The 20,965-nt window shown below is 62.7% G+C and carries 23 protein-coding genes; 12 read left to right on the top strand and 11 right to left on the bottom strand.

Annotated features, from left to right (window positions below; all coding sequences use genetic code 11):
• Positions 1–21 precede the first annotated feature (21 nt).
• Positions 22–696, bottom strand: coding sequence for an ArsR/SmtB family transcription factor (locus tag AC1DXM_RS06455; protein ID WP_203277409.1), 675 nt, complete (start codon positions 694–696; stop codon positions 22–24).
• A 69-nt stretch (positions 697–765) separates the two neighbouring features.
• Between AC1DXM_RS06455 and AC1DXM_RS06450 the strand changes: the two genes are divergently transcribed.
• The 3 genes from AC1DXM_RS06450 (at position 766) to AC1DXM_RS06440 (ending at position 1,751) form a co-directional block, all read left to right on the top strand.
• On the top strand, positions 766–969 hold the full coding sequence (locus tag AC1DXM_RS06450; RefSeq protein WP_477232297.1) for a DUF1127 domain-containing protein: 204 nt from the start codon (positions 766–768) through the stop codon (positions 967–969).
• An 84-nt stretch (positions 970–1,053) separates the two neighbouring features.
• Entirely contained in the window at positions 1,054–1,410 is a 357-nt protein-coding gene (locus AC1DXM_RS06445; protein ID WP_477232296.1) for an NIPSNAP family protein, read from the top strand.
• The gene (locus AC1DXM_RS06440; RefSeq protein ID WP_112559097.1) at positions 1,407–1,751 is read left to right on the top strand and encodes an antibiotic biosynthesis monooxygenase family protein; all 345 of its coding nucleotides are present in this window, start codon (positions 1,407–1,409) and stop codon (positions 1,749–1,751) included. Before AC1DXM_RS06445 ends, AC1DXM_RS06440 begins: the two co-directional genes overlap by 4 nt.
• A 356-nt stretch (positions 1,752–2,107) precedes the next feature.
• Here the strand turns inward: AC1DXM_RS06440 and mbfA are convergent, their stop codons facing one another.
• A complete protein-coding gene (gene mbfA / locus AC1DXM_RS06435; RefSeq protein WP_477232295.1) occupies positions 2,108–3,091 on the bottom strand; it encodes an iron exporter MbfA in 984 nt (327 codons plus the stop codon).
• A gap of 166 nt (positions 3,092–3,257) precedes the next feature.
• Between mbfA and AC1DXM_RS06430 the strand changes: the two genes are divergently transcribed.
• Complete coding sequence (locus AC1DXM_RS06430) at positions 3,258–3,578, top strand: hypothetical protein (RefSeq protein WP_477232294.1); 321 nt, start codon at positions 3,258–3,260, stop codon at positions 3,576–3,578.
• A 245-nt stretch (positions 3,579–3,823) separates the two neighbouring features.
• Here AC1DXM_RS06430 and AC1DXM_RS06425 read toward each other — a convergent pair whose 3' ends face one another.
• The 5 genes from AC1DXM_RS06425 to AC1DXM_RS06405 form a co-directional block, all read right to left on the bottom strand.
• Complete coding sequence (locus tag AC1DXM_RS06425; RefSeq protein WP_477232293.1) at positions 3,824–4,195, bottom strand: hypothetical protein; 372 nt, start codon at positions 4,193–4,195, stop codon at positions 3,824–3,826.
• A gap of 286 nt (positions 4,196–4,481) precedes the next feature.
• A complete protein-coding gene (locus tag AC1DXM_RS06420; RefSeq protein WP_477232292.1) occupies positions 4,482–5,111 on the bottom strand; it encodes a CDGSH iron-sulfur domain-containing protein in 630 nt (209 codons plus the stop codon).
• A gap of 364 nt (positions 5,112–5,475) precedes the next feature.
• On the bottom strand, positions 5,476–5,823 hold the full coding sequence (locus AC1DXM_RS06415; protein WP_352583014.1) for a hypothetical protein: 348 nt from the start codon (positions 5,821–5,823) through the stop codon (positions 5,476–5,478).
• Positions 5,824–6,093: 270 nt separating this feature from the next.
• On the bottom strand, positions 6,094–6,603 hold the full coding sequence (locus AC1DXM_RS06410; RefSeq protein WP_477232291.1) for a hypothetical protein: 510 nt from the start codon (positions 6,601–6,603) through the stop codon (positions 6,094–6,096).
• 10 nt (positions 6,604–6,613) lie between these two features.
• A complete protein-coding gene (locus AC1DXM_RS06405; protein WP_477232290.1) occupies positions 6,614–7,120 on the bottom strand; it encodes a hypothetical protein in 507 nt (168 codons plus the stop codon).
• Positions 7,121–7,622: 502 nt separating this feature from the next.
• Here AC1DXM_RS06405 and AC1DXM_RS06400 point away from each other — a divergent pair.
• Together AC1DXM_RS06400 and AC1DXM_RS06395 are read left to right on the top strand one after the other, a co-directional pair.
• On the top strand, positions 7,623–7,832 hold the full coding sequence (locus AC1DXM_RS06400; RefSeq protein ID WP_352520685.1) for a YegP family protein: 210 nt from the start codon (positions 7,623–7,625) through the stop codon (positions 7,830–7,832).
• A gap of 267 nt (positions 7,833–8,099) precedes the next feature.
• Positions 8,100–9,293 (top strand): hypothetical protein, encoded by a 1,194-nt coding sequence (locus tag AC1DXM_RS06395; RefSeq protein WP_477232289.1) that lies wholly within the window; start codon positions 8,100–8,102, stop codon positions 9,291–9,293.
• A 130-nt stretch (positions 9,294–9,423) separates the two neighbouring features.
• On the opposite strand, the gene lepA is transcribed toward AC1DXM_RS06395, so the two are convergent.
• Positions 9,424–11,229, bottom strand: coding sequence for a translation elongation factor 4 (gene lepA, locus AC1DXM_RS06390; protein WP_477232288.1), 1,806 nt, complete (start codon positions 11,227–11,229; stop codon positions 9,424–9,426).
• Positions 11,230–11,632: 403 nt separating this feature from the next.
• On the opposite strand from lepA, the gene AC1DXM_RS06385 reads away from it, so the two are divergent.
• The 3 genes from AC1DXM_RS06385 (at position 11,633) to msrA (ending at position 13,528) form a co-directional block, all read left to right on the top strand.
• Positions 11,633–12,325: a DUF1223 domain-containing protein gene (locus tag AC1DXM_RS06385; RefSeq protein ID WP_477232287.1), complete on the top strand. Its 693-nt coding sequence runs from the start codon at positions 11,633–11,635 to the stop codon at positions 12,323–12,325.
• 79 nt (positions 12,326–12,404) lie between these two features.
• Positions 12,405–12,692: a hypothetical protein gene (locus tag AC1DXM_RS06380; RefSeq protein WP_477232286.1), complete on the top strand. Its 288-nt coding sequence runs from the start codon at positions 12,405–12,407 to the stop codon at positions 12,690–12,692.
• A 110-nt stretch (positions 12,693–12,802) separates the two neighbouring features.
• Positions 12,803–13,528 carry a peptide-methionine (S)-S-oxide reductase MsrA gene (gene msrA / locus AC1DXM_RS06375; protein ID WP_477232285.1) on the top strand — a complete coding sequence of 242 codons (726 nt, stop codon included), beginning with the start codon at positions 12,803–12,805 and terminating at the stop codon, positions 13,526–13,528.
• Positions 13,529–13,715: 187 nt separating this feature from the next.
• On the opposite strand, the gene AC1DXM_RS06370 is transcribed toward msrA, so the two are convergent.
• The gene (locus AC1DXM_RS06370) at positions 13,716–14,720 is read right to left on the bottom strand and encodes a cytochrome d ubiquinol oxidase subunit II (RefSeq protein WP_477232284.1); all 1,005 of its coding nucleotides are present in this window, start codon (positions 14,718–14,720) and stop codon (positions 13,716–13,718) included.
• 241 nt (positions 14,721–14,961) lie between these two features.
• On the bottom strand, positions 14,962–16,323 hold the full coding sequence (locus tag AC1DXM_RS06365; protein ID WP_477232283.1) for a cytochrome ubiquinol oxidase subunit I: 1,362 nt from the start codon (positions 16,321–16,323) through the stop codon (positions 14,962–14,964).
• Between the two features lie 454 nt (positions 16,324–16,777).
• On the opposite strand from AC1DXM_RS06365, the gene AC1DXM_RS06360 reads away from it, so the two are divergent.
• Complete coding sequence (locus tag AC1DXM_RS06360; protein ID WP_477232282.1) at positions 16,778–17,719, top strand: ABC transporter ATP-binding protein; 942 nt, start codon at positions 16,778–16,780, stop codon at positions 17,717–17,719.
• Positions 17,716–18,477 (top strand): ABC transporter permease, encoded by a 762-nt coding sequence (locus AC1DXM_RS06355; protein WP_477232281.1) that lies wholly within the window; start codon positions 17,716–17,718, stop codon positions 18,475–18,477. Before AC1DXM_RS06360 ends, AC1DXM_RS06355 begins: the two co-directional genes overlap by 4 nt.
• A gap of 23 nt (positions 18,478–18,500) precedes the next feature.
• Here AC1DXM_RS06355 and AC1DXM_RS06350 read toward each other — a convergent pair whose 3' ends face one another.
• A complete protein-coding gene (locus AC1DXM_RS06350) occupies positions 18,501–19,532 on the bottom strand; it encodes a phosphatidylglycerol lysyltransferase domain-containing protein (RefSeq protein ID WP_477232280.1) in 1,032 nt (343 codons plus the stop codon).
• A 187-nt stretch (positions 19,533–19,719) separates the two neighbouring features.
• Between AC1DXM_RS06350 and AC1DXM_RS06345 the strand changes: the two genes are divergently transcribed.
• Positions 19,720–20,865, top strand: a complete 1,146-nt coding sequence (locus tag AC1DXM_RS06345; protein WP_477232279.1) for a flavin-containing monooxygenase — start codon at positions 19,720–19,722, stop codon at positions 20,863–20,865.
• The last annotated feature ends 100 nt before the right edge of the window (positions 20,866–20,965 follow it).

Genomic DNA, 20,965 nt, shown 5'->3' with positions numbered 1-20,965 from the left:
CGCGAAATCGGCACCGGCAAACTAAGCCAAAAACACCCGCTCAAACGCCTGTTTCCCCGGCGGTGAAAACACCACGGCGCGACTATCCTTCTCCCGCCTTGCCCATTTCTCCGCCAGGATCTTGTCGAGGATCGCCGCGCCCAGCGTGCCGGCGAGGTGCGAGCGGCGCACGCTCCAGTCGAGGCAGGCGCGGCAGACCGGCCGGCGCGGCTTGGCGCCGACATCGATGCCGATGGCCGAAAAATGCGATGCCGCCGACGGCCCGAGCCTGATCTCCTGGTCGTCGCGCAAAAGAATGTCGCGCGCGACGAGCCGGTCCAGCATCGCCACCGCCTGTTCGCCGGCGAGGTGGTCGTAGCAGACGCGGGCGACGCGCATGGCGCCGTCGCGCGGACCCGGCCGCACGCGTTTGGGGCCAACGGCTTCCGCCACGCCGGTGATGGCTTCGATCATGCCCGCCACCTGCGGTCCGGCGAGGCCGTAATAGCGGTGCCGGCCCTGGCTGGCCAAAGTCAGCAGCCCGCCCTCCATCAGTTTGGACAAATGCGAGGACGCGGTCGGCAGCGACACGCCGGCCTCCAGCGCCAGTTCGCTTGCCGTCAAAGCCGTGCCGCCCATCAGCGCATTCAGCATGTTTGCCCGCGCCGGATCGCCGACCAGGCTGGCGATGCGGGCGATGTCGGGTCCTTCACGCATAGTTAGGTATCCATCGAAGCATTCTTGCGAGATAATCACTAATGTCGGGCGAGATCAAGGAGAACGCCGATGCCAACCGCTTCCGCCCCACTCGCCAGCCGCCAGACATTTCCGGTCGTCACCTGGCTGCACCGGCGGCTGCTCGCCCGCTGGTATGACCGCCACCTGCAGCGGCTCGACCTCGCCGAGATCGACGACCATTTGCTGCGCGATCTCGGCCTGACCCGGGAGGATGTGCGCCGCGAATGCGCGAAATCCTTCTGGCAGGCCTGACCGCCAGACTTTTGCTTAGCAGGCCCGGCGGCACAACGTTTCGACGCCGCTCGAACCATTCACGCGAAACCCAAGGAGACCGACATGACCATCACCTGCTTCATCCGCTACGAGATCGACCCGTTCGGCAAGGCGGCGTTCGAGCAATATGCCAAGGCCTGGGGCCAGGCGATCCCGCGCTGCGGCGCCGATTTGATCGGCTACTACGCCCCGCATGAGGGCTCGGCCACCACGGCCTACGCCGCCTACAACATCGACAGTCTGGCCGCCTACGAAGCCTATCGCGCCCGGCTCGCTGCCGATCCCGCCGGCAAGGCCAATTACGAATTCGCCCGCCGGGAAAAGTTCATCTTGAAAGAAGACCGCATCTTCCTGAAGCTGGTGTCGGGGCCGCATGGACCGCAGCAGCTGTTCCAGACCGCGGTCAAGGAGGAAGCATGATCGCTGTCATCTTCGAGGTGCAACCGGCTGAGGGAAAGCGCGATGCCTATCTCGGCATCGCCGCCGAGCTGCGACCGCTGCTCGACGGTATCGATGGCTTCATCTCCATCGAGCGCTTCCAGAGCCTGGTCGACCCGAACCGCATCCTGTCGCTGTCCTTCTGGCGCGACGAGGAAGCGGTCAAGGCCTGGCGCAATACGGAAGAGCACCGGCAGGCGCAAAAAGCCGGCCGCGGCGGGATCTTTGCCGGCTACCGGTTGCGCATCGCGCATGTGGTGCGCGATTATGGGCTGACGGAGCGGGACGAGGCGCCGGCGGATAGTCGGGCGGTGAATGGGTGAAGCTGGCGGATGTGCGGCAGGGTTCATAACCGTCGACCATCGCGCCGCCCCTCATTGTCCTGCCGGACATTTCTCCCCGTATAGTGACGGGGAGAAAGACGCTGTTGCTGATGGTTTCGCCAATCGCCAGCGTTGCAGAACAAGCTGCGAAATTCGCGATAGCCCCCTTCTCCCCGTTTACGGCAGGGCAATCGCATATGGACTCTTTCGAGGAATCGAACGGCGAACAAATCGGAATCGGGTCGAGAACAAACGTCGCGAGATTCCATCTTTGTTCCGCATATGCGATTCCCCTGCCGTTTACGGGGAGAAGATGCCGGCAGGCAGATGAGGGGCAGCGCCGACCTTTGCCTTACCTAAGCATTCCCGATCAGCACCCCGGCCGCGAACACCAGCGCCCCGCCCAGCACCACCTGGAACGCTGCGCGCAGGAACGGTGTCTGCATGTAGCGGTTCTGGACGAAGGCGATCGTCCACAGTTCGAAGAACACCACCACCGCCGCCACCGCCGTCGCCGTCCAGAAATGCGGGATGAGATAGGGCAGCGCGTGGCCGAGGCCGCCCAGCGTCGTCATGATGCCGACGGTCAGCCCCCGCTTGATCGGCGAGCCGCGGCCCGACAGTTTGCCGTCGTCGGAGGCGACTTCGGTGAAGCCCATCGAAATGCCGGCGCCGATCGAGGCGGCAAGGCCGACCAGCAGCGTCTGCCAGGTGTCGTGGGTGGCGAAGGCGGCGGCAAAGATCGGCGCCAGCGTCGACACCGAGCCGTCCATCAGCCCGGCCAGCCCCGGCTGCACATAGGTCAGGATGAACTGGCGCTGCTCGGCGCTTGCCTCTTCGTCCCTGACGGCGCCCGGCACAAGTGTCTGCTCCAGCCGATGCGCCGAATTCTCATGGCTTTGCTCCGCCGCCGCGAGGTCGTTGAGCAGTTTTCTGGTCGAAGCGTCGCTGGTGCGCTTGGCTGCTTCGACATAGAAGCGATAGGCCTGCCGCTCCATCTCTTCGGCCTGGCGCCGCACATGCTCGATGCCCAGCGGCCGCACCAGCCAGTCGGGCTTGCGCTCGTAATACCCTCTTACATGCTCGCGGCGCAGCAGCGGAATGCGCTCGCCGAAACGCTTGCGGTAAAGCTCGATAAGGGAATCGCGATGGCCGTCCTCCTCCTCCGCCATCGCCTCGAACACTTTTGCCGATTGCGGAAAGTCTTCCGCCAGCCCGTCGGCATAGGCGCGGTAGATGCGCCCGTCATCCTCCTCGGAGGAAATTGCCAGCGCCAGGATCTCCTGTTCCGACAGCGTTTCGAAGGGACGGCGGCCGAAACCGAAGACATGGGAAAGCATGACAAATTCACCCTAGTTTAGAATAGTTCTAAACTAGGCGCTGGCGCTTCTCCGGTCAATCGCCGGTCAACAAGTGTTGAAGCGCCGGGGCTGCGGCGTACCCTTCATTATCAGCGAATGTTCACCTATATTGACGGCGACACGCAAAGCGAAAGGTATCCTGGAGATGACGACAAAGCCGCACGACCACTTCGACCCGAAACCCGTCCTCGATCTCATCGCCAGCATCGAGGCCGACCTGCAGCGGCTGAAAGGCCTGGTCGAACAGCAGGTCGAAAAGTTCGACCCCGCCAATCCGCACAACAAGGCGCCCGACGGCAAGCTGACCGAGGAAGGCGTCGAATGCTGCTACCGCATGTTCGACGAAGGCAAGTCGCGCTATTCGGTCGCCCAGCAAATGAAGATCTCCTTCGCCGCCGCCACGCACAGGTTCAATGCCTGGCGCAAGGCGGGTGGCGCGAAGCGGCAGAGGGCGCTGTTAGGGTGATTGGCGAAAGCCGAAGCGACATCTGATCTCCCCCCTTGAGGGGGCTGAGGAGTGGTCCGCGCAGCGGACGGAAAGCCAACTGCTTGGCTTTCCGAGCGACGAAGGGCTGGCAAGGCAGAGGGGGTCGGTCTGACCGGGCTCGACGTCCTGCGCGGCAGATGGAGGGCTAGCGCTTTACGCGCGGCGACCCCCTCTGTCGCCTTCGGCGACATCTCCCCCACGAGGGGGGAGATTAGCTGTATCACCTACGGCACCAGATCGATCTCTTCCGTCTCGCCGCCTTCGCAGGTGTAGCAGCAGTCTTCGCATTTTTCCTGGTTGTTGGGGCCGACGCCCCAATAGGTTTCCTCGTCGCCGTCGACCCAGGCGCCGTAGCAGATCGACTCGCCTTCGTTGCACGAGATCGGGATCTGCTTGGTCTCGCCATCGTCGAGATAGAAGTCCTTGTCGTTGCCCGGCCAGACATAGTCGCGGTCCTGGCTGTAGAGCTCGAGGCGCATGGCGTTGGGATGGCTGTTCTTGACGGCAAAGGTGATGTCGGCGGCATAGGCCGATGGCGCCAGCAGAGCGGACAGCGAAAGCGCTGCGACGATGCGGCGCGTGATGGTGAGAGACATGGCATTCCCCGGATGAGAATCGGCCCCCCGGCCGAGAGCGCCAGCATCGCATGATGGCGGCCGACATTGAAGGGCAGTCGCTGACTGAATTTGGGGGGATTGGCGGGCGAGTGTAATCTCCCCCCTTGAGGGGGAGATGTCGCCAAAGGCGACAGAGGGGGTCGCCTCGCGTAGAGCGCCAACCTCATTTGCGAAATCAGGCCGAGCCCGGTCGGACCGACGCCCTCTGGCCGCTACGCGGCCATCTCCCCCTCAAGGGGGGAGATCAGCAGCTTCGGCGCCTCACTCACCCCACAAACCCAACCCGTTTATGCGATCCATCGCAAAACGGCTTGTTGGCCGAATGGCCGCAGCGGCAGAGAAACGTGCGGGTGGTGCGGTCGATCGTGTGGCCGGTGCCGGTGACGATCTCGGCATTGCCTTCGACCTTCAACGGCCCGTTGGTGGTGGGCGTTATGGTCAGCGGGCCGTTTCGCGCCTCCAGCGTCGCCGGCGCCTCCTTCAGCGGCGGCTCGCCGGTGGCTGTGAAGCCGGCCTTGATGTGGCCGTTGTCGCAGAACGGCTTGTTCTGCGAGGCGCCGCAGCGGCAGAGCGTGGCGCGAAACAAGGTCTCGCCGCCCAGCACGATCTCGGCATGAACGGCCAGCGGCCCGTTCTCGCGCAGCCGCACGGTGTTGACCACTGGCGGCTTCTCCTGCGGCCCGCCATCCTTCCTGAAGTAGCCGATGGCGCCGGACGGACAGTTTTCGGCCAGCGTCACCACCTGCTCGACGCTTGCCGCCTCGGGGTGGATCCATTCGCCCGGCGCATTGGGCACGAAGACATGCGGATTGCCGAGCACGCAATTGCGCGAGTGGATGCAGCGCTTGCCGTTGAAGGAAACGTCGATCTTCTCGCCTTCGACCGTGCCTGCCATGGAGCTCTCCTCGTGGTGGGTGGCAAGAGGCTAGGGCGGCGGTGGGAACGGCGTCAAGCTGGCTTGGGGGCTGATCTCCCCCTTGAGGGGGAGATGTCGCCGAAGGCGACAGAGGGGGTGGGTCCGACTGGGCTCGGCTTCCTGCGCGACAGATGGAGGTCAGCGCTCCACGCGAGACGACCCCCTCTGGCCTGCCGGCTTTCGTCACTCGGAAAGCCAAGCAATTGGCTTTCCGTCCGCTACGCGGACCGCTCCTCAACCCCCTCAAGGGGGGAGAGGCGCCTGCCCTCCGCTATGGCTTCGGGCGTTCGTCGCTTCAATCGACAAATCGTTGTCGATTGATCGGCCTGCGGCCGACCGCTCCTCACTCCACCAGATCGATCGTCTCGGTCGTCTTCTCCACGCAGATGAAGCAGCAGGTGTCGCATGGCTGGTCATTGTCCGGCCCGACCCCGGCCGAAATCGCGTCATTGCCGTTCACCCAGGCGCCGTAGCAGATGTTTTCGCCCTGAGAGCACGAGATCGGCACCGATTTCTGTGAGTTCGGCTCGATCAGAAACACCTGGTCGCCGCCCGGCCACGACATCTTGCGGTCACGGCTGAACAGCTCCACCGCCACCGCCTGGCTGCGCAGGTTCTTGACGAAGAACGCCATGTCGGCGGCATGCGCCGGGGTGGCGAGGAGCAGGGCGGCAAGGGTGAGGCGGAGCATGGCGGCGGTTTCCGAATCGGAGAGGGGAACTAGAGCATGAGCGGAGAAGCGGCGGTAGAGCGGGTAATCTCCCCCCTCGAGGGGGAGATGTCGCCAAAGGCGACAGAGGGGGTCGGTCCGACCGGACTCGACCTGATTGACGCAGAGGAAGGCTAGCGCTCGACGCGATGCGACCCCCTCTGGCCTGCCGGCTTTCGTCGCTCGGAAAGCCAAGCAATTGGCTTCCCGTCCGCTACGCGGACCACTCCTCAACCCCCTCAAGGGGGGAGATCAGCGCCTCACCGCCACGTGCGGCGCGAATGTCTTTATGGCTTCGACCATGTCCTGACCGCGCACATCCAGCGACGACACTTCCATGTGCACGATGTTCTTGCCGAAGGGCAGCATCCGGTCGAGCGCATTGGCGGGCGCATATTTGATTTCGTCGGGTGGCTCGCGCGTAAGCTCGAAATTGAGCATTGCCGCGCCCTTGCCGGAGGTCAGATGCACGCTCTTCACCATCGCCCATGGCACCAGGACATCGCCGGCGCGAGCATCGCGGAAGCCTTGGCTGTCCAGGGTGACCTGGACCGAACGGTCGAAGGCGCCGCGCGCGATGACATAGCCGAGCCCAAGGCAGCCGAGCGCCACCAGCGCGATGACAAGCACATGCCCGCCATCGGCGCCCGCCGCCAGTCCGCGCAGCGCGCCGAAACCGAACATCGCGCCGATCAGCAACGGCCCGATTGCCGGGAAGATCTTTCCCGTGGCGCTGTTGCGGAGTTCAAGCGGCGCGGACATTTTCGCCAGCCTAGCGCTTCAGCAAGGTCCAGATCCAGCCGGCGAAGGTCAGCACCAAGAACGGATAGCCGGCGGCGGGCAGCGGCGCCGAGGTCGGCAGCAAGGGCGCGCCCCACAGCACCATGGCCACCGTCACGACAAACAGGATGGCAGCGATGAGGCCGGTGATCCGCATCCAGAGCGCAAAAGTGTTAGCCGCGCTGATCAGGACCAGCGCTGCCGCCCACAGCGAAATGCCGCCGACATAGGAGGGCACACTGGCCTCCAGCCCCGCCGCATTGCCGGCCAGCAGCAGGCTTTCACCGGCGAGGAAGGTGAGGAACCCGGCAGCTATGCAATCATTGCCCAACCGCTGGTATTTCATGGTGAGCAGCGCTGCGGCCACCACGAGTGCCACGCCGTCGATGGCCCACAGCGTTTCGCGCAGCGGGGCGCTGGCGACGAAGGTGCCGGCCAGGCCGAAGGCGCCGCCTATGGCGAGACCGAGAGAGGCGGCGGTGTCGAGGGTGGTGCGCATGTGATGGCTCCCCAAGCGGGGAGAGGATACCGCAGGGTGGGGTGATCGCAAAACTTGGCGATGGCCGCCTTACAATAAAAACGTCAGTAATGTGGACCTATGTTGCATTGCAATAGAATCATACCCCCTCGATGATGTTTGCTTTTTAGCAAACAAGAAGTATTGTTCGCCGAAGCGGGATCGCTTTGCGCTGAGTTATCCCCGCTGGGAGGAGTTGCGTAAGCGTTTGTATTTATTGTGGAAATCCCGAAACCATTAGCTTCCGTTGATGGTTTATTAGCCATGCCTTGACTCTCGGCATAGCTTAACCTCATCTTGAAGTCGTCCAGAATCAAGAAACCGCCGCAAAGCTGGCGAGCCGCGACGGTTTCAGAGTTCTAACCCGCACAAGATTGGACGTCAGGCGCGGGGTATGGCGTATTTGGTACACTGATGTTGAATCAGAATAATCCGCCATGGTCAAGCCTGACGTTCGCTCACGCCAAACTAAGGAGCGACTCGAATGGCGCAACGTACTTACCCCTCGTACTGGTTGTACAAGGACAATCGTGGTGAATGGCGTTGGACATATGAAGCTGCGAACGGCGAGACTATCTCCGTAAGCAGCGAAGGCTACAAGCGCCGGGTCGATGCCGAGCGCGGTATCGACATCATGAAAGCGTCGACCAACAGCCTAGTTTGGTACCCGGCGAATCTCGAGAACGCCGCTTGAAGGCTCGGGGAGAGGCTGACCAACGCTTCTCCCCGCACCAAAGCATCCCTGGGAAGAACGTGCATGCCGAAATCTTCGATAGCGTCTGTTGGATTTGAGTGCGCAAGCTCGTCCGTTGAATATATCCCTTTTGGGAGCAGCGCATCCCTTCTAGACTTCGACATAACTATGTTTAGACCTCAGATTGACTCGCACATTAGTTACCGTGAAACCTACAACGGAAAACCTTGCCTTGACGACGATAGGTCATTTGCACTTCGGCGATACATGGATCATTGGCGTCGCGAGATTCTGGATTCGGTCAACGGCGGGAAGACGGTCATCGTTTTTATGACCGACCTTATCTATTTATCCATTGCCACAGGAGAGAAGACCTATTCGGGATCAGGACGTAATTCCCGAGTTACGAGGATTGTAACTGACTACGACAACTACCGATTCTTGCCTTATTCACTCAAACTTACACCGAGCATCGGTCGTGGCATGGCGCTTTCGGTTGAGAAATCGGAGCCGCTTGTTGAGTATTGGAATGAGTTTGGCGAAGCCTCAACGTACAAAATCATCATAAATGACGCTGGGTCTCCAGGACACATCTTAACGCGAAATGGCAACAAGCCAGTGGGCCTATTACTTAGGTCGAAAGTTAGCAATGGCGCACTCGTGCTATTGCCGGATTTGGATGTTGACGCCGAAGAATTTACGACCGCAGGGAAAGGCAATCAAACGCTATGGTCTAAAGAGGGTCAAAGATTTTTTTCTGCATTGGTGAGCGCGGCTGTCTCAATCGACAAGGCGATCAAAAGCTCCGGAGAGGTTACGCCGGAGCCGAGTTGGTCTGCGACCGCAAGGTTCAAGCTGAAGGCTGAAATTGAGATTGAAGGCAGGCTTTCGGCTCTGAATGCCGAGCTTGACCGTATCAATGGAGAGACTAGTGACCTGAAGGCACGCCTTTCGGATGTCTCCTTGCTCAGAGGTTTGCTGTATGAGAAAGGTCCTCAGTTGGAGAAAGCCATAATCAAGTCCTTGCGTCTTCTTGGCTATTCGGCAGAGCACTCAAACATAGACAATATCGAACTTGACGTTGTTTTTGCTTCTGACGATGGCCGTTTGATTGGGGAAGCAGAAGGCAAGGATAGCAAACCCATCAACATCACTAAACTGCGGCAGTTGGCTCTGAATGTTCAGGAAGATTTCGAGAGGGAAGACGTCAAAAAGATCGCAAAGGGAGTCCTGTTCGGCAATGGTTATCGACTGTTGCCGATCGAGGAGAGAGAGGAGCCGTTCACTGACAAATGCTTGAGCGCTTCGACAGCTAGTTCAACAGCGTTGGTTAGCACACCAGACTTATTTTTGGTTGCACAGTATCTGAGCGACAATGCAGATTCGGATTTTGCCAAGAAGTGCAGGCTAGCAATTAGCTCAACCGTGGGCCGTGTATGTTTCCCGCCTGTCCCCAAATAGCGGACGCCAACCGAATCACCGCACTGCCGCAACCCCCGGGGTGGGACCCGCTGCCTCCGGCAGCTCCCACCCGGACTTGCGCTCGCATCGACCCACCGGGTCGATGCGTCCGGCCTGAAGGCCGGACCGCTTAGTCCCCCATCTTCAAGGCCTGAATAAACGCCTCCTGCGGGATATCCACCTTGCCGAACTGGCGCATCCGCTTCTTGCCCTCTTTCTGCTTGTCCAGCAGTTTGCGCTTGCGGCTCACGTCGCCGCCGTAGCACTTGGCGGTGACATCCTTGCGCAACGCCGAGATGGTTTCGCGGGCGATGACCTTGCCGCCGATCGCGGCCTGGATCGGGATCTTGAAGAGGTGGTGCGGGATCAGCTCCTTCAGCTTCTCGCACATTTGCCGGCCGCGCTTTTCCGCCGCCGTGCGGTGGACCAGCATGGACAGCGCGTCGACCGGCTCCTCATTGACCAGGATCGACATCTTCACCAGGTCGCCTTCCCTATAGTCGGTCAAATGATAGTCGAAGGAGGCGTAGCCCTTGGAGATTGATTTCAGCCGATCATAGAAATCGAAGACGACTTCGTTGAGCGGCAGATCGTAGGTCAGCATGGCGCGCTTGCCGACATAGGACAGGTCGGCCTGGATGCCGCGCCGGTCCTGGCAGAGCTTCAGGATACCGCCGAGATACTCGTCGGGCGTCAGGATGGTGGCGCGGATCCACGGCTCCTCGATGGCCGAGATCTTCACCACGTCGGGCATGTCGGCCGGGTTGTGCAGCTCTTTCATCGAGCCGTCGGTGAGCAGCAGCCGGTAGACGACGCTGGGTGCTGTGGCGATCAGGTCGAGGTTGAACTCGCGCTCCAACCGCTCCTGGATGATTTCCAGATGTAAAAGGCCAAGGAAGCCGCAGCGATAGCCGAAGCCGAGCGCGGCGGAAGTTTCCATTTCATAGGAGAAGCTCGCGTCGTTGAGGCGCAATTTGCCGACGGCGGCGCGCAGATCCTCGAAATCGGCGGCGTCGACCGGGAACAGGCCGCAAAACACCACCGGCTGCGCCGGCTTGAAACCGGGCAAGGCATGCGCGGTGGCTCGCTTGTCCTCGGTGATGGTGTCGCCGACGCGGGTGTCGGCCACTTCCTTGATCGAGCCGGTGAAGAAGCCGAACTCGCCGGGGCCGAGCTCGTCGACATTGATGCGGGCGGGCGTGAACACGCCGGTGCGCTCGACCAGGTATTTGGCGCCGGTGCCCATCATGCGGATGGTCTGGCCCTTTTTCAGCACGCCGTCGATGATGCGCACCAGAACGATGACGCCGAGATAGGCGTCGTACCAGCTGTCGACCAGCATGGCCTTCAACGGCGCGGTCGCGTCGCCTTCGCGCGGTGGCGGCAATTGGTGGACGATGGCCTCCAGCACATCGGGAATGCCCAGGCCGGTCTTGGCCGAGATCAGCACGGCGTTGGAGGCGTCGATGCCGATGACCTCCTCGACCTGCTCGCGGATGCGCTCGGGCTCGGCGGCCGGCAGGTCGACCTTGTTCAGCACCACGACGATCTCGTGGTTGTTGTCGATGGCCTGGTAGACGTTGGCCAGGGTCTGCGCCTCGACGCCCTGCGAGGCGTCGACGACCAGCAGCGAACCCTCGCAGGCGGCCAGCGACCGCGACACTTCATAGGCGAAGTCGACATGTCCGGGCGTGTCGATAAGGTTGAGGATATAGTCCTCGCTATTGTTGGCGCGGTATTTCAGCCGCACCGTCTGCGCCTTGATGGTGATGCCGCGCTCGCGCTCGATGTCCATCGAGTCCAGCACCTGCTCCTTCATGTCGCGCAGCTCCAGCCCGCCGGTGGACTGGATCAGCCGGTCGGCAAGCGTGGATTTGCCATGGTCGATATGGGCGACGATGGAGAAATTGCGGATGTGGTCGAGAGGCGTGCTCATGTCGCGCGCTTTAGCAGGGGCAGGGTTGAGGGGCAAGCGGGGTGCTCTTCCAGGGCAACGCTGCCGGGAATGAGGCCGCAATGACCAATGTCTGCGCTGCCCCTCATTGTCCTGCCGGACATTTCTCCCCGTATAGTGACGGGGAGAAAGGGCCTGACCGCAGCCGCGGCGCTCTTCTTGTTGCAACATTGGCGATTGGCGAAACCGGCGATGACAGCGTCCCTCTCCCCGTCACTCTACGGGGAGAGATGCCGGCAGGCAGGTGAGGGGCAGCGCCAACGCCCGGAACATGTGTCGTCCTGCATGGCACACATCACAAACCGGTGAGCGCTGTAACGAAGCCTCGGGCGGCTGCGAAGTGGGTGATGACCGGCGCATCCCAGCGCCCCACGGAGCAAGCCCAATGTCCACAAAACTTATCGCCTTGTCCGGCCTCCTCGCAGCATCGCTGTTGTCGTCGATCGGCACAGCCTTCGCCCAGCCGCTCACCGTGGTCGAATTGTTCACCAGCCAGGGCTGTTCGTCCTGCCCGCCGGCCAATGCCAATCTGATCAAGGTCAAGGACCAGCCCGGCGTTCTGGCGCTGTCGTTCAACGTCACCTATTGGGACTATCTCGGCTGGAAGGACACGTTCGGCCGCGAGGAATTCACGCAGCGCCAGGTGCGCTATGAGCCGTCGCTCGGCCGCTCCGGCCCGTTCACGCCGCAGGTCGTGGTCAATGGCGGCGCCGATGCTGTAGGCGCGGCGCCCGGCGAGATCGAGCAGCTGATTACCTCGAGCACGCATGCCGCAGGCCCGTCTCTGTCGCTCGACGGCGGCAAGATCAGCATCGGCGCCGGTTCCGCACCAGGCGGCAAGGCCGATGTCTGGCTGGTTCGTTACAACAAGGGCGTCATCGAGGTGCCGGTGGCGCGCGGCGAAAACACCGGCCGCACCCTGCCGCACGCCAATGTCGTGCATTCGCTGGAGAAACTCGGCAGCTGGAGCGGTAACGCCGCCACGTTGCCGTTGCCGGCGGCCTCCGGCGGCTTGAGCACCGCGGTGCTGGTGCAGACGCCCGGCGGCGGGCCGATCCTGGCGGCAGTCGCCGACTGATTTTCTTTTTCTACGCAACGCCGCTAGCGCGGCATAACCGGGCTCGCATCCGCGCGCCCTCATCAGAGAGGAAATACCCATGACCAAGACCCTGACCGCGCTCGCCTTTGCGCTTTCGATGACGGCCTTCGCCGCCGGCGCCCGCGCCGAAGACAACGCCATGAAGCCGGCCGATCCCATGGCCACCGAGGCGATGAAGCCGGCAACGGACGCCATGAAGCCGGCGACCGATGCCATGAAGCCAGTCGACCCGATGGCGACGAATGCGATGAAGCCCGCCACCGACGCCATGAAGCCGGCCACCGATGCCATGAAGCCCGCGACGGATGCGATGAAGCCGGCGGACGCGATGGCGCCCGCGAACTAAGGCTTGAACCCGTGGCCCGGCCGTATGGCGGCCGGGCGGCGCACGGCAATTTGAGAAACCAGACGGGACGATCTGTCGTATAGTCGTCGCCACCTTCAAGGAGATCAGACATGACCGGCATTGCAAAGACGAGAACGCCGATCTTCAAGAGCGCGCTTGCCGCGCTCATTGTCGCCGCGGCGGCGGCGGCCTTCTGGCAGAGCCCGGCGCGTTCGGCCGAGGACGCGGTGGTGATCCCGCCGCCGGCGATGGACGAAAAGGCCGCCAGCGGCAGCGAGAAGGCGATCTTCGCCGGCGGCTGCTTCTGGGGCGTGCAGGGCGTGTTCCAGCACGTCAAGGGCGTGACCAAGGCCGTCTCCGGCTACACCGGCGGCGCCAAGGATGACGCCGTCTACGAGACGGTCGGCAGCGGCCGCACCGGCCATGCCGAATCGGTCGAGATCACCTACGACCCGTCCAAGGTGACCTACGGCCAGCTGCTGCAGGTGTATTTCTCGGTCGCCCACAACCCGACGCAGCTGAACTACCAGGGCCCGGACTCGGGCACCCAGTACCGCTCAACGATCTTTGCCGAGAACAGTGAGCAGCAGAAGATAGCCCAGAGCTACATCGCCCAGCTCGACAAGGCCAAGGTGTTTCCCAAGCCGATCGTCACCACGCTGGAAACGGGCAAAACCTTCTATCCGGCCGAGGAATATCACCAGGACTTCCTGACGCTGAACCCGACCTACCCCTACATCGTCTACAACGACCTGCCCAAGGTGGCGAATTTGAAGTCGCTGTTCCCGGCGCTGTACAGCGAAAAGCCGGTGCTGGTGCTGGCGGGCAAGAGCTGATGGGTTCTGGGCCTTCTCCCCGTCACTATTACGGGGAGAAGGTGCCGGCAGGCGGATGAGGGGCGGCACTGACATCGAGATGTGACGGGCCACACGTTTCTGCTTGATAGGGTTGCGCCGCCCCTCATTGCCCTGCCGGGCATTTCTCCCCGTATAGTGACGGGGAGAAAGACGCTCTCATCGACCCTCAATCATACGTCAAATCGGTCGCCTTCCCGCCGAACACCCGATACGCATAGAACGAATAGAAAATAATCACCGGCAGCACGACCACCGTGCCGGCGAGGATGATCGCCAGGCTTTCCGTCGCTGACGCCGCCTGCCAGATGGTCAGCTTGTCGGGCACCACGAAGGGGTAGAACGACCACGCCAGCCCGGCAAAGCCGAGCGCGAAGATGGTGGCGAGCGTCAGGAACGGCCGGAGCGCATGGCGGTCGTCGGGCTTCGGCAGATGGAAGGTCTGCCGCCACAGCCACAGGAAGAGCAGCGCCGACAGGATCGGCAGCGGCGACAGATAGAGCATTTCGGGCCAGACGAACCATTTGGCGAAAATGCGCGGGCTGGCGAAGGGGGTGGCCAGCGACACCGCCGCCATGCCGAGCGCGGTCAGCACGAGGGTTGTGCGCAGCCAGGCCACCGCCTTCTTCTGCAATTCGCCCTCGGTCTTGTAGATCACCCAGGCGGCGCCCATCGCGGCATAGGCGGCCGACAGGCAAAGCGCCACCAGCGCGCCGAAGGCGATGCCGCCAAGGCCGACATCGAGGCCCAGCACATAGACGCCCAGCATATAGCCCTGCGCCAGCGAGGCGATGATGGAGCCGAGGAAGAAGATGCGGTTCCAGCGATGCTTCTTGCCAGACGGCACTTTGGCGCGGAAGTCGAAGGCGACGCCGCGCAGGATGAGGCCGATCAGCAGCACGAAGACCGGCAGATAGAGTGCGGTCAGGATGACGCCATGCGCCATCGGGAAGGCGACCAGAAGCAGGCCGACGGCCAGCACCAGCCAGGTCTCGTTGGCGTCCCAGAACGGGCCTATTGCAGCAATCATCGTGTCCTGCTCGGCATCCTCGGCGACCGAGAACAGGATGCCGATGCCGAGATCGAAACCGTCGAGAATGACGTAGATCAGGATGGCCAGGCCCATCAGGCCGGCGAAGATGAGGGGGAGCGCGGTTGGCCAGTCGAAGGTCATCGATGTCTCCTCACGCCCTGGTCTTGATTTGCGAGGCCGGCGCCGCCCCTCATCCCCCTGCCGGGACCTTCTCCCCGTATAGTGACGGGGAGAAGGCGGCTGGCCGCGACATCGGCGTACTTCCTGCAACGCCGGCGATTGGCGAAACCGGCGACGACAGCGCCCCTCTCCCCGTCCCTATACGGGGAGAGGATGCCGGCAGGCAGGTGAGGGGCAGCGCTGACCATGAAAGTGTACATCCTCACTCCCCCGCAGCCGGTTGCGACATGGCCGTCTTCATCACGCCCGGCAGCGGCGAGGTATCGCCATCCTTGGCCGCCTTCAGCGCCAGGTGCACCAGCACGCCGAGATAGGCGATCAACAGCAGCACATAGAGGATGAGATAGATCGCCAGCGTCAGCGCGACATGGCTGCCGGCGACCGGGCCGACGGCGTCCGCCGTTTTCAACACGCCTGTGACCAGCCAGGGCTGGCGGCCGATCTCGGTGGTGTACCAGCCGGCCAGCGTTGCCAGCCAGCCTGACAGCGCCATCGGCACCATCAGCATGGCGAGCGGCCGAGGCAGGCTGTGCCGGCGCTTGAGGAAGAAGGTCGCCGACCACGAGACGACAAGCATCAAAATGCCGGTGCCGACCATGATGCGAAAGCCCCAGAACAACGGAAGGACCGGCGGGTGGAGGCCGGGATAGTCGTTCAGCCCCGGCACGATGCCGGTGGTCGAGTGCCGCAGCACGACACTGGCGCCATCGGGGATGGCGACCTCGAACCTGTTTTCCTTCGCCGCCTCATCCGGCCAGGCGAACAGCACCAGCGGCACGTTGGGCCCGGTGTTCCAGTTGGCTTCCATGGCGGCGATCTTCTGCGGCTGGTGCTCCAGCGTGTTCAGGCCGTGCTGGTCGCCGGCAAAGATCTGGATCGGGATCAGGATGGCGGCGGTGAAGACGCCGGTGCGCAGCGCCTTCCACATCGATTCCGAACGGTCGCCGGTGAGATAGCGCAGCGCCGACAGGCCAGCGATCAGGAACGAGACGGTGAGCCCTGAGGCGAGCAGCATGTGCGTCAGGCGGTAAGGCATGGACGGGTTGAAGACGATCGCCCACCAGTCGACCGGATGCGCCTTGCCGTCGATGATCTCGAAGCCGGCCGGCGTCTGCATCCAGGAGTTCAGCGCGATGATCCAGAAGGCGGACAGCGTGGTGCCGCCGGCGACCAGCACGGTGGCCAGCGTATGGACGCGGTTCGACACACGGCGGAAGCCGAACAGCATGATGCCGAGGAAGGCCGCTTCGAGGAAGAAAGCGGTGAGGATCTCGTAGGCGAGCAGCGGCCCGGCAATGTTGCCGACCTTTTCCATATAACCCGGCCAGTTGGTGCCGAACTGGAAGCTCATGGTGACGCCCGACACCACGCCCATGGCGAAGGACAGCGCGAACACCTTCACCCAGGTGAAATAGGCGCGCATCCAGGCGGAATCATTGGTGGCGTTGTAACGCAGCTTGAAGAACAGCAGCACCCAGCCAAGCGCGATGGTGATCGTCGGAAACAGGATGTGGAACGAAATGTTCGCCCCGAACTGCATTCGCGACAGGATGAGCGGGTCCATGGCGGGCTCCGGCTGCTGTTTCTTGCCGCAGGATAGGCGCTGTACACGGTCCGGTCAAAGCGGCGTGGCGCCACGCGGGGCGCGTTGTCGCAGCAGATCAGGCCAAACCGTCAGTGCCCCACCGTCCGGAGCAATCGCATATGACGGCACCCTACGAATACCCCCACCCCTAACCCCTCCCCACAAGGGGGAGGGAGACTTGCGTCGGCGCTGACAGCGGCCAATTTGTCGGGGTTATGACGTCAGATGAGGGAGGCGGGCGGCAGCGTTCCCTCCCCCTTGTGGGGAGGGTTAGGGTGGGGGTCCTCTTCACAAAGCCGTCTGCAGCAACGCACGGCGAAAGGGCAATAAGGGAACATTTGTCCACAATTGTCAGCAGCGGCATTGACTTCCGGCCGTGCGCACCGACATTCAGCGCAATAATAATCCCTTTCAAGCAGTCGTTTCCCGCCTCATGTCTTCCACTATTTCGCCCTCCATCATTGCGATTTCCGGGGTCACCAAGACCTATGCCACCGGCTTCAAGGCGCTGAAGGAAATCAACCTCGACATCGAACGCGGCGAGATCTTCGCGCTGCTGGGGCCGAACGGCGCCGGCAAGACGACGCTGATCTCGATCGTCTGCGGCATCGTCAACCGCTCGTCGGGCACGGTCACGGTCGACGGCCATGACATCAACCGCGATTACCGCGCCGCGCGCAGCCTGATCGGCCTGGTGCCCCAGGAGCTGACCATCGACGCTTTCGAGACGGTGTGGACGACGGTCAATTACAGCCGCGGCCTGTTCGGCAAGGCGCCCAACCCCGGCTTTGTCGAGAAGGTGCTGCGCGACCTGTCGCTGTGGGACAAGAAGGACGCCAAGGCGATCACGCTGTCGGGCGGCATGAAGCGCCGGCTGATGATCGCCAAGGCGCTGTCGCACGAGCCGCGCGTGCTGTTCCTCGATGAGCCGACCGCCGGCGTCGATGTCGAGCTGCGCCAGGACATGTGGGCGATGGTGCGCCGGCTGCGCGACGATGGCGTCACCATCATCCTCACCACGCATTACATCGAAGAGGCCGAGGCGATGGCCGACCGCGTCGGCGTCATTAACAAGGGCGAGATCATCCTGGTCGAAGGCAAGGCCGAGCTGATGCACAAGCTTGGACGCAAGCGGCTGCTGCTGGAGCTGCGCACGCCGCTGACCGTCGTTCCCGATGCTTTCTCGCGCTATAGACTGGAGCTGTCGCCGGATGGCACACAACTGACCTACACCTATGACAATCAGAGCGAACGCCCCGGCGTCGCCTCGCTGCTGCGCGAGCTCGAGGCGGCCGGCATCCAGTTCCGCGACATGGACACGCAAAACAGCTCGCTCGAGGAGATATTCGTCAATCTGTTGAGGCAAGACGCATGAATTGGCGCGCAGTCTGGGCGATCTATCGGGTCGAGATGGCGCGTGCATTGCGCACCGTGCTGCAGAGCATCGTCTCGCCGGTGATCTCGACATCGCTCTATTTCGTCGTCTTCGGCTCGGCCATCGGCTCGCGCATCACCGAGATCGACGGCATCAGCTACGGCGCCTTCATCGTACCCGGCTTGATCATGCTGTCGCTGTTGACGCAGTCGATCTCCAACGCCTCCTTCGCCATCTATTTCCCGAAATTCGTCGGCTCGATCTACGAGCTTTTGTCGGCGCCGGTGTCCTATCTGGAGATCGTCATCGCCTATGTCGGCGGTGCGGCAACCAAGTCGATCATTCTCGGCCTGATCATCCTGGCTACGGCCTCGCTGTTCGTGCCGCTGCATATCCAGCACCCGTTCTGGATGCTCGCCTTCCTGGTGCTGACGGCGGTGACCTTCAGCCTGTTCGGCTTCATCATCGGCATCTGGGCGAAAAGTTTTGAGCAGCTGCAGCTGGTGCCGCTTTTGATCATCACGCCGCTGACCTTCCTTGGCGGCAGCTTCTATTCGATCAACATGCTGCCCGAGGTCTGGCGCACGGTGACGCTGTTCAACCCCGTCGTCTATCTGATCAGCGGTTTCCGCTGGAGCTTTTATGGCAAGTCGGACGTCTCGGTCGGCATCAGCCTCGGCATGACGGTGGTCTTCCTGGCGGTCTGCATCGCCATCGTCGCCTGGATATTCAGGACCGGCTACCGGCTCAGGAACTGACGAGCCGTGGCTTCGGCCAAGGGCTAGATCGCCTTGATCAGGCGCAGCAGGCCCAGCATCTCGACCAGCGTCCCCTTGCGAAAGGCGATGTAGGTAGGCTCCTCGATGCCGTGGAAGCGGCGCTTGAACGCCGCCTGGCCCTTGAGGTTGAACTTGCTGCGGTTGACCCAGGGAGATTCATAGGCGCGCTCGAAAGCGTTGCGCCAGAAGCTCGATTCGGCAAATTCATTGGCGCCGACGTCGAGCATCGGCGACAGGCCGAGCGTGACGACCGAAATGCCCTCGCCGCGAAAGCGGTCGACGGCGAATTTGGTCAGGCCGATTTCGGCATGCGGCGAGGCATCGATGTGCTTGCGCTTGAACGAGGTGGTATAGCCAATCACCTTGCCGTCTCGGAACAGCGGATCGAAATCGAGCAAGGCGACGAGTTCGCCTTCCGGGCTGTAGAGCACGAAACGGCGCATATCGATGCCGAGATGATCGGCGAAGGGGCGGTTGAGGAAGGCCATCTCCCAGCGCTTGACGATGCGGTCGGCCCGCCAGTTCTGCGACAGGCGCTGGACCTCGTCGAGGTAGACCGCTCCCTCGCCAAAGGAAAACCCCTTCTTCAACAGCCAGCGTTCGGAATAGCGCACGGTTTCGTTGCGCTTGCCGGAAAAGTCGTGCGCGGGAAGCTCCAGCCGCGTGTCGACGCCGAGACGGTTGACCTGGTAGCCGAGCCCGGACAGCACGCGCGCCGTCGGTTCGCCGATCTGCACGAACCACGGGCTGTCGGCGGCTTCGACGAAGCGTCTTATGTAGTCGGGCCGATCAGGCGGGTGGGCCACCGGGTCACCGAGCGCGAAATGGTGCTTCATCTTGGTGCCGAAGGCGATATAGCCCTCAGTGTCGCCGAAATAGGACAGTTTTTGCTGCACGGCGGTCGAATAGGCCAGAGAGAAGTCGCCGTGCTGGCGAACCAGCGCCAGCCGCTCGACATGCGACAAATCCTGGCGCAGCACCTTGGCTGCAGCGCCCTCCAGCAGTCTGTCGAGAAAGATACGCAAGGAGGGCATGGTCGAGCTTCCGCGTGCCGATGATAAACAGAGGCCTGCCCCCAAGGCCTCGAATCAGTCGCATTGACGCGACCTCATTATCGATCATATCGCCCATGTGCCATACAGGACGGGCCATATAGGACGGGTCTCCATGGCGCAGCTAAAAGGGAATCTCGACCGAATGGCGGCAACGACAGGCGAAACGATGCCCATCGTCCCGGGGCCGAAAGGCTCTGACGAGACGGTGATCGTCATCGGCGCCGGGGCGGCAGGTTTGGCCGCTGCCGACGCGCTTGGCCGGCGCGGCATGGCGGCGGTTGTGCTGGACAAGGAACAGCGGATCGCCGAACCGTGGCGGCGACGACACGAGAGGCTGACCCTCAATACGCATCGCGCGCTGTCGGCCCTGCCCGGCCTTGCCTATCCGTCGCGCACCGCCGCCTTTCCGAACAAGGATGTCATCGTCGGCTATCTCAATGATTTTGCCCGCACCCGCGGCATAAGGGTCGAATTCGGCACCGCCGTCGAACGGGTCGAGCGCAACGGCGGCCACTGGCTCGTCCATACCAGCCAAGGAGTGCTGAGCGCACGTCACGTCATCGTTGCCACCGGCCGTGACCGCTTGCCGTGGACACCGGATTGGCCGGGCAAGGCGACGTTCGCCGGCAAGTTCGTCCACGCCGCCGATTTCGGCACAGCGGAGGACTATGCCGGCAAAAAAGTGCTGGTGGTCGGAGCCGGCAATTCCGGCTTCGACGTGCTCAACCACCTTGCCCGCGCCGACACGGATGCCGTGTGGCTGTCGGCCAGGCAAGGTCCTTCGCTGATGCCGAAGCGGATCGGCAAGGTTGCCGTGGCGCGCTTCGGCGGCTTCATGGCGATGCTGCCGACGTGGATTGCCGACGCCATGATCGCGGCGACGCAACGCCTGGTGTTTGGCGACCTTACCCGCTTCGGCCTGCCGCCGGCGCCGAAAGGCGGCGCCAGCCGGCTCGGCGTCGAGCAGATTGCGATTGCCGTCGACGACGGCGCCGTCGCCGCGCTGAAGGCCAGACGGATTTCGGTGGTGGCGCCCGTCGCGGCCTTCGAAGGCCCGGGCGTGCGGTTGAACGACGATACGGTGATTGAGCCGGATGTGGTGATCGCAGCGACCGGCTATCGCACCGGCTTGGAGTCCATGCTGGGCGACCTCGGCGTGCTCGACGCCAAGGGCGTGCCAAAAGCCAATGGCGGCACGCCGAGCGGCCAGCCCGGTCTGTGGTTCATCGGCATGCGGCCGAGCCTGACCAGCTATTTCCACAGCGCCGGCCTGCAGGCCGAAGCGATTGCAAGGCAGATCGCCCGTGGATGACTAAGCTTGGAGGCGTCCGGCAAATCGCCGTGGCGTGCTCTTGATTCCACTTCTTGCCTTGTTATATAACATGTTATGGTTGCAATGAGCGGACCCACCA

The sequence above is a fragment of the Mesorhizobium sp. P3_A2 genome (assembly GCF_056403115.1).
The sequence above is the reverse complement of the archived record's forward strand: the minus strand, read 5'-3'. Positions and strand labels throughout refer to the sequence as shown.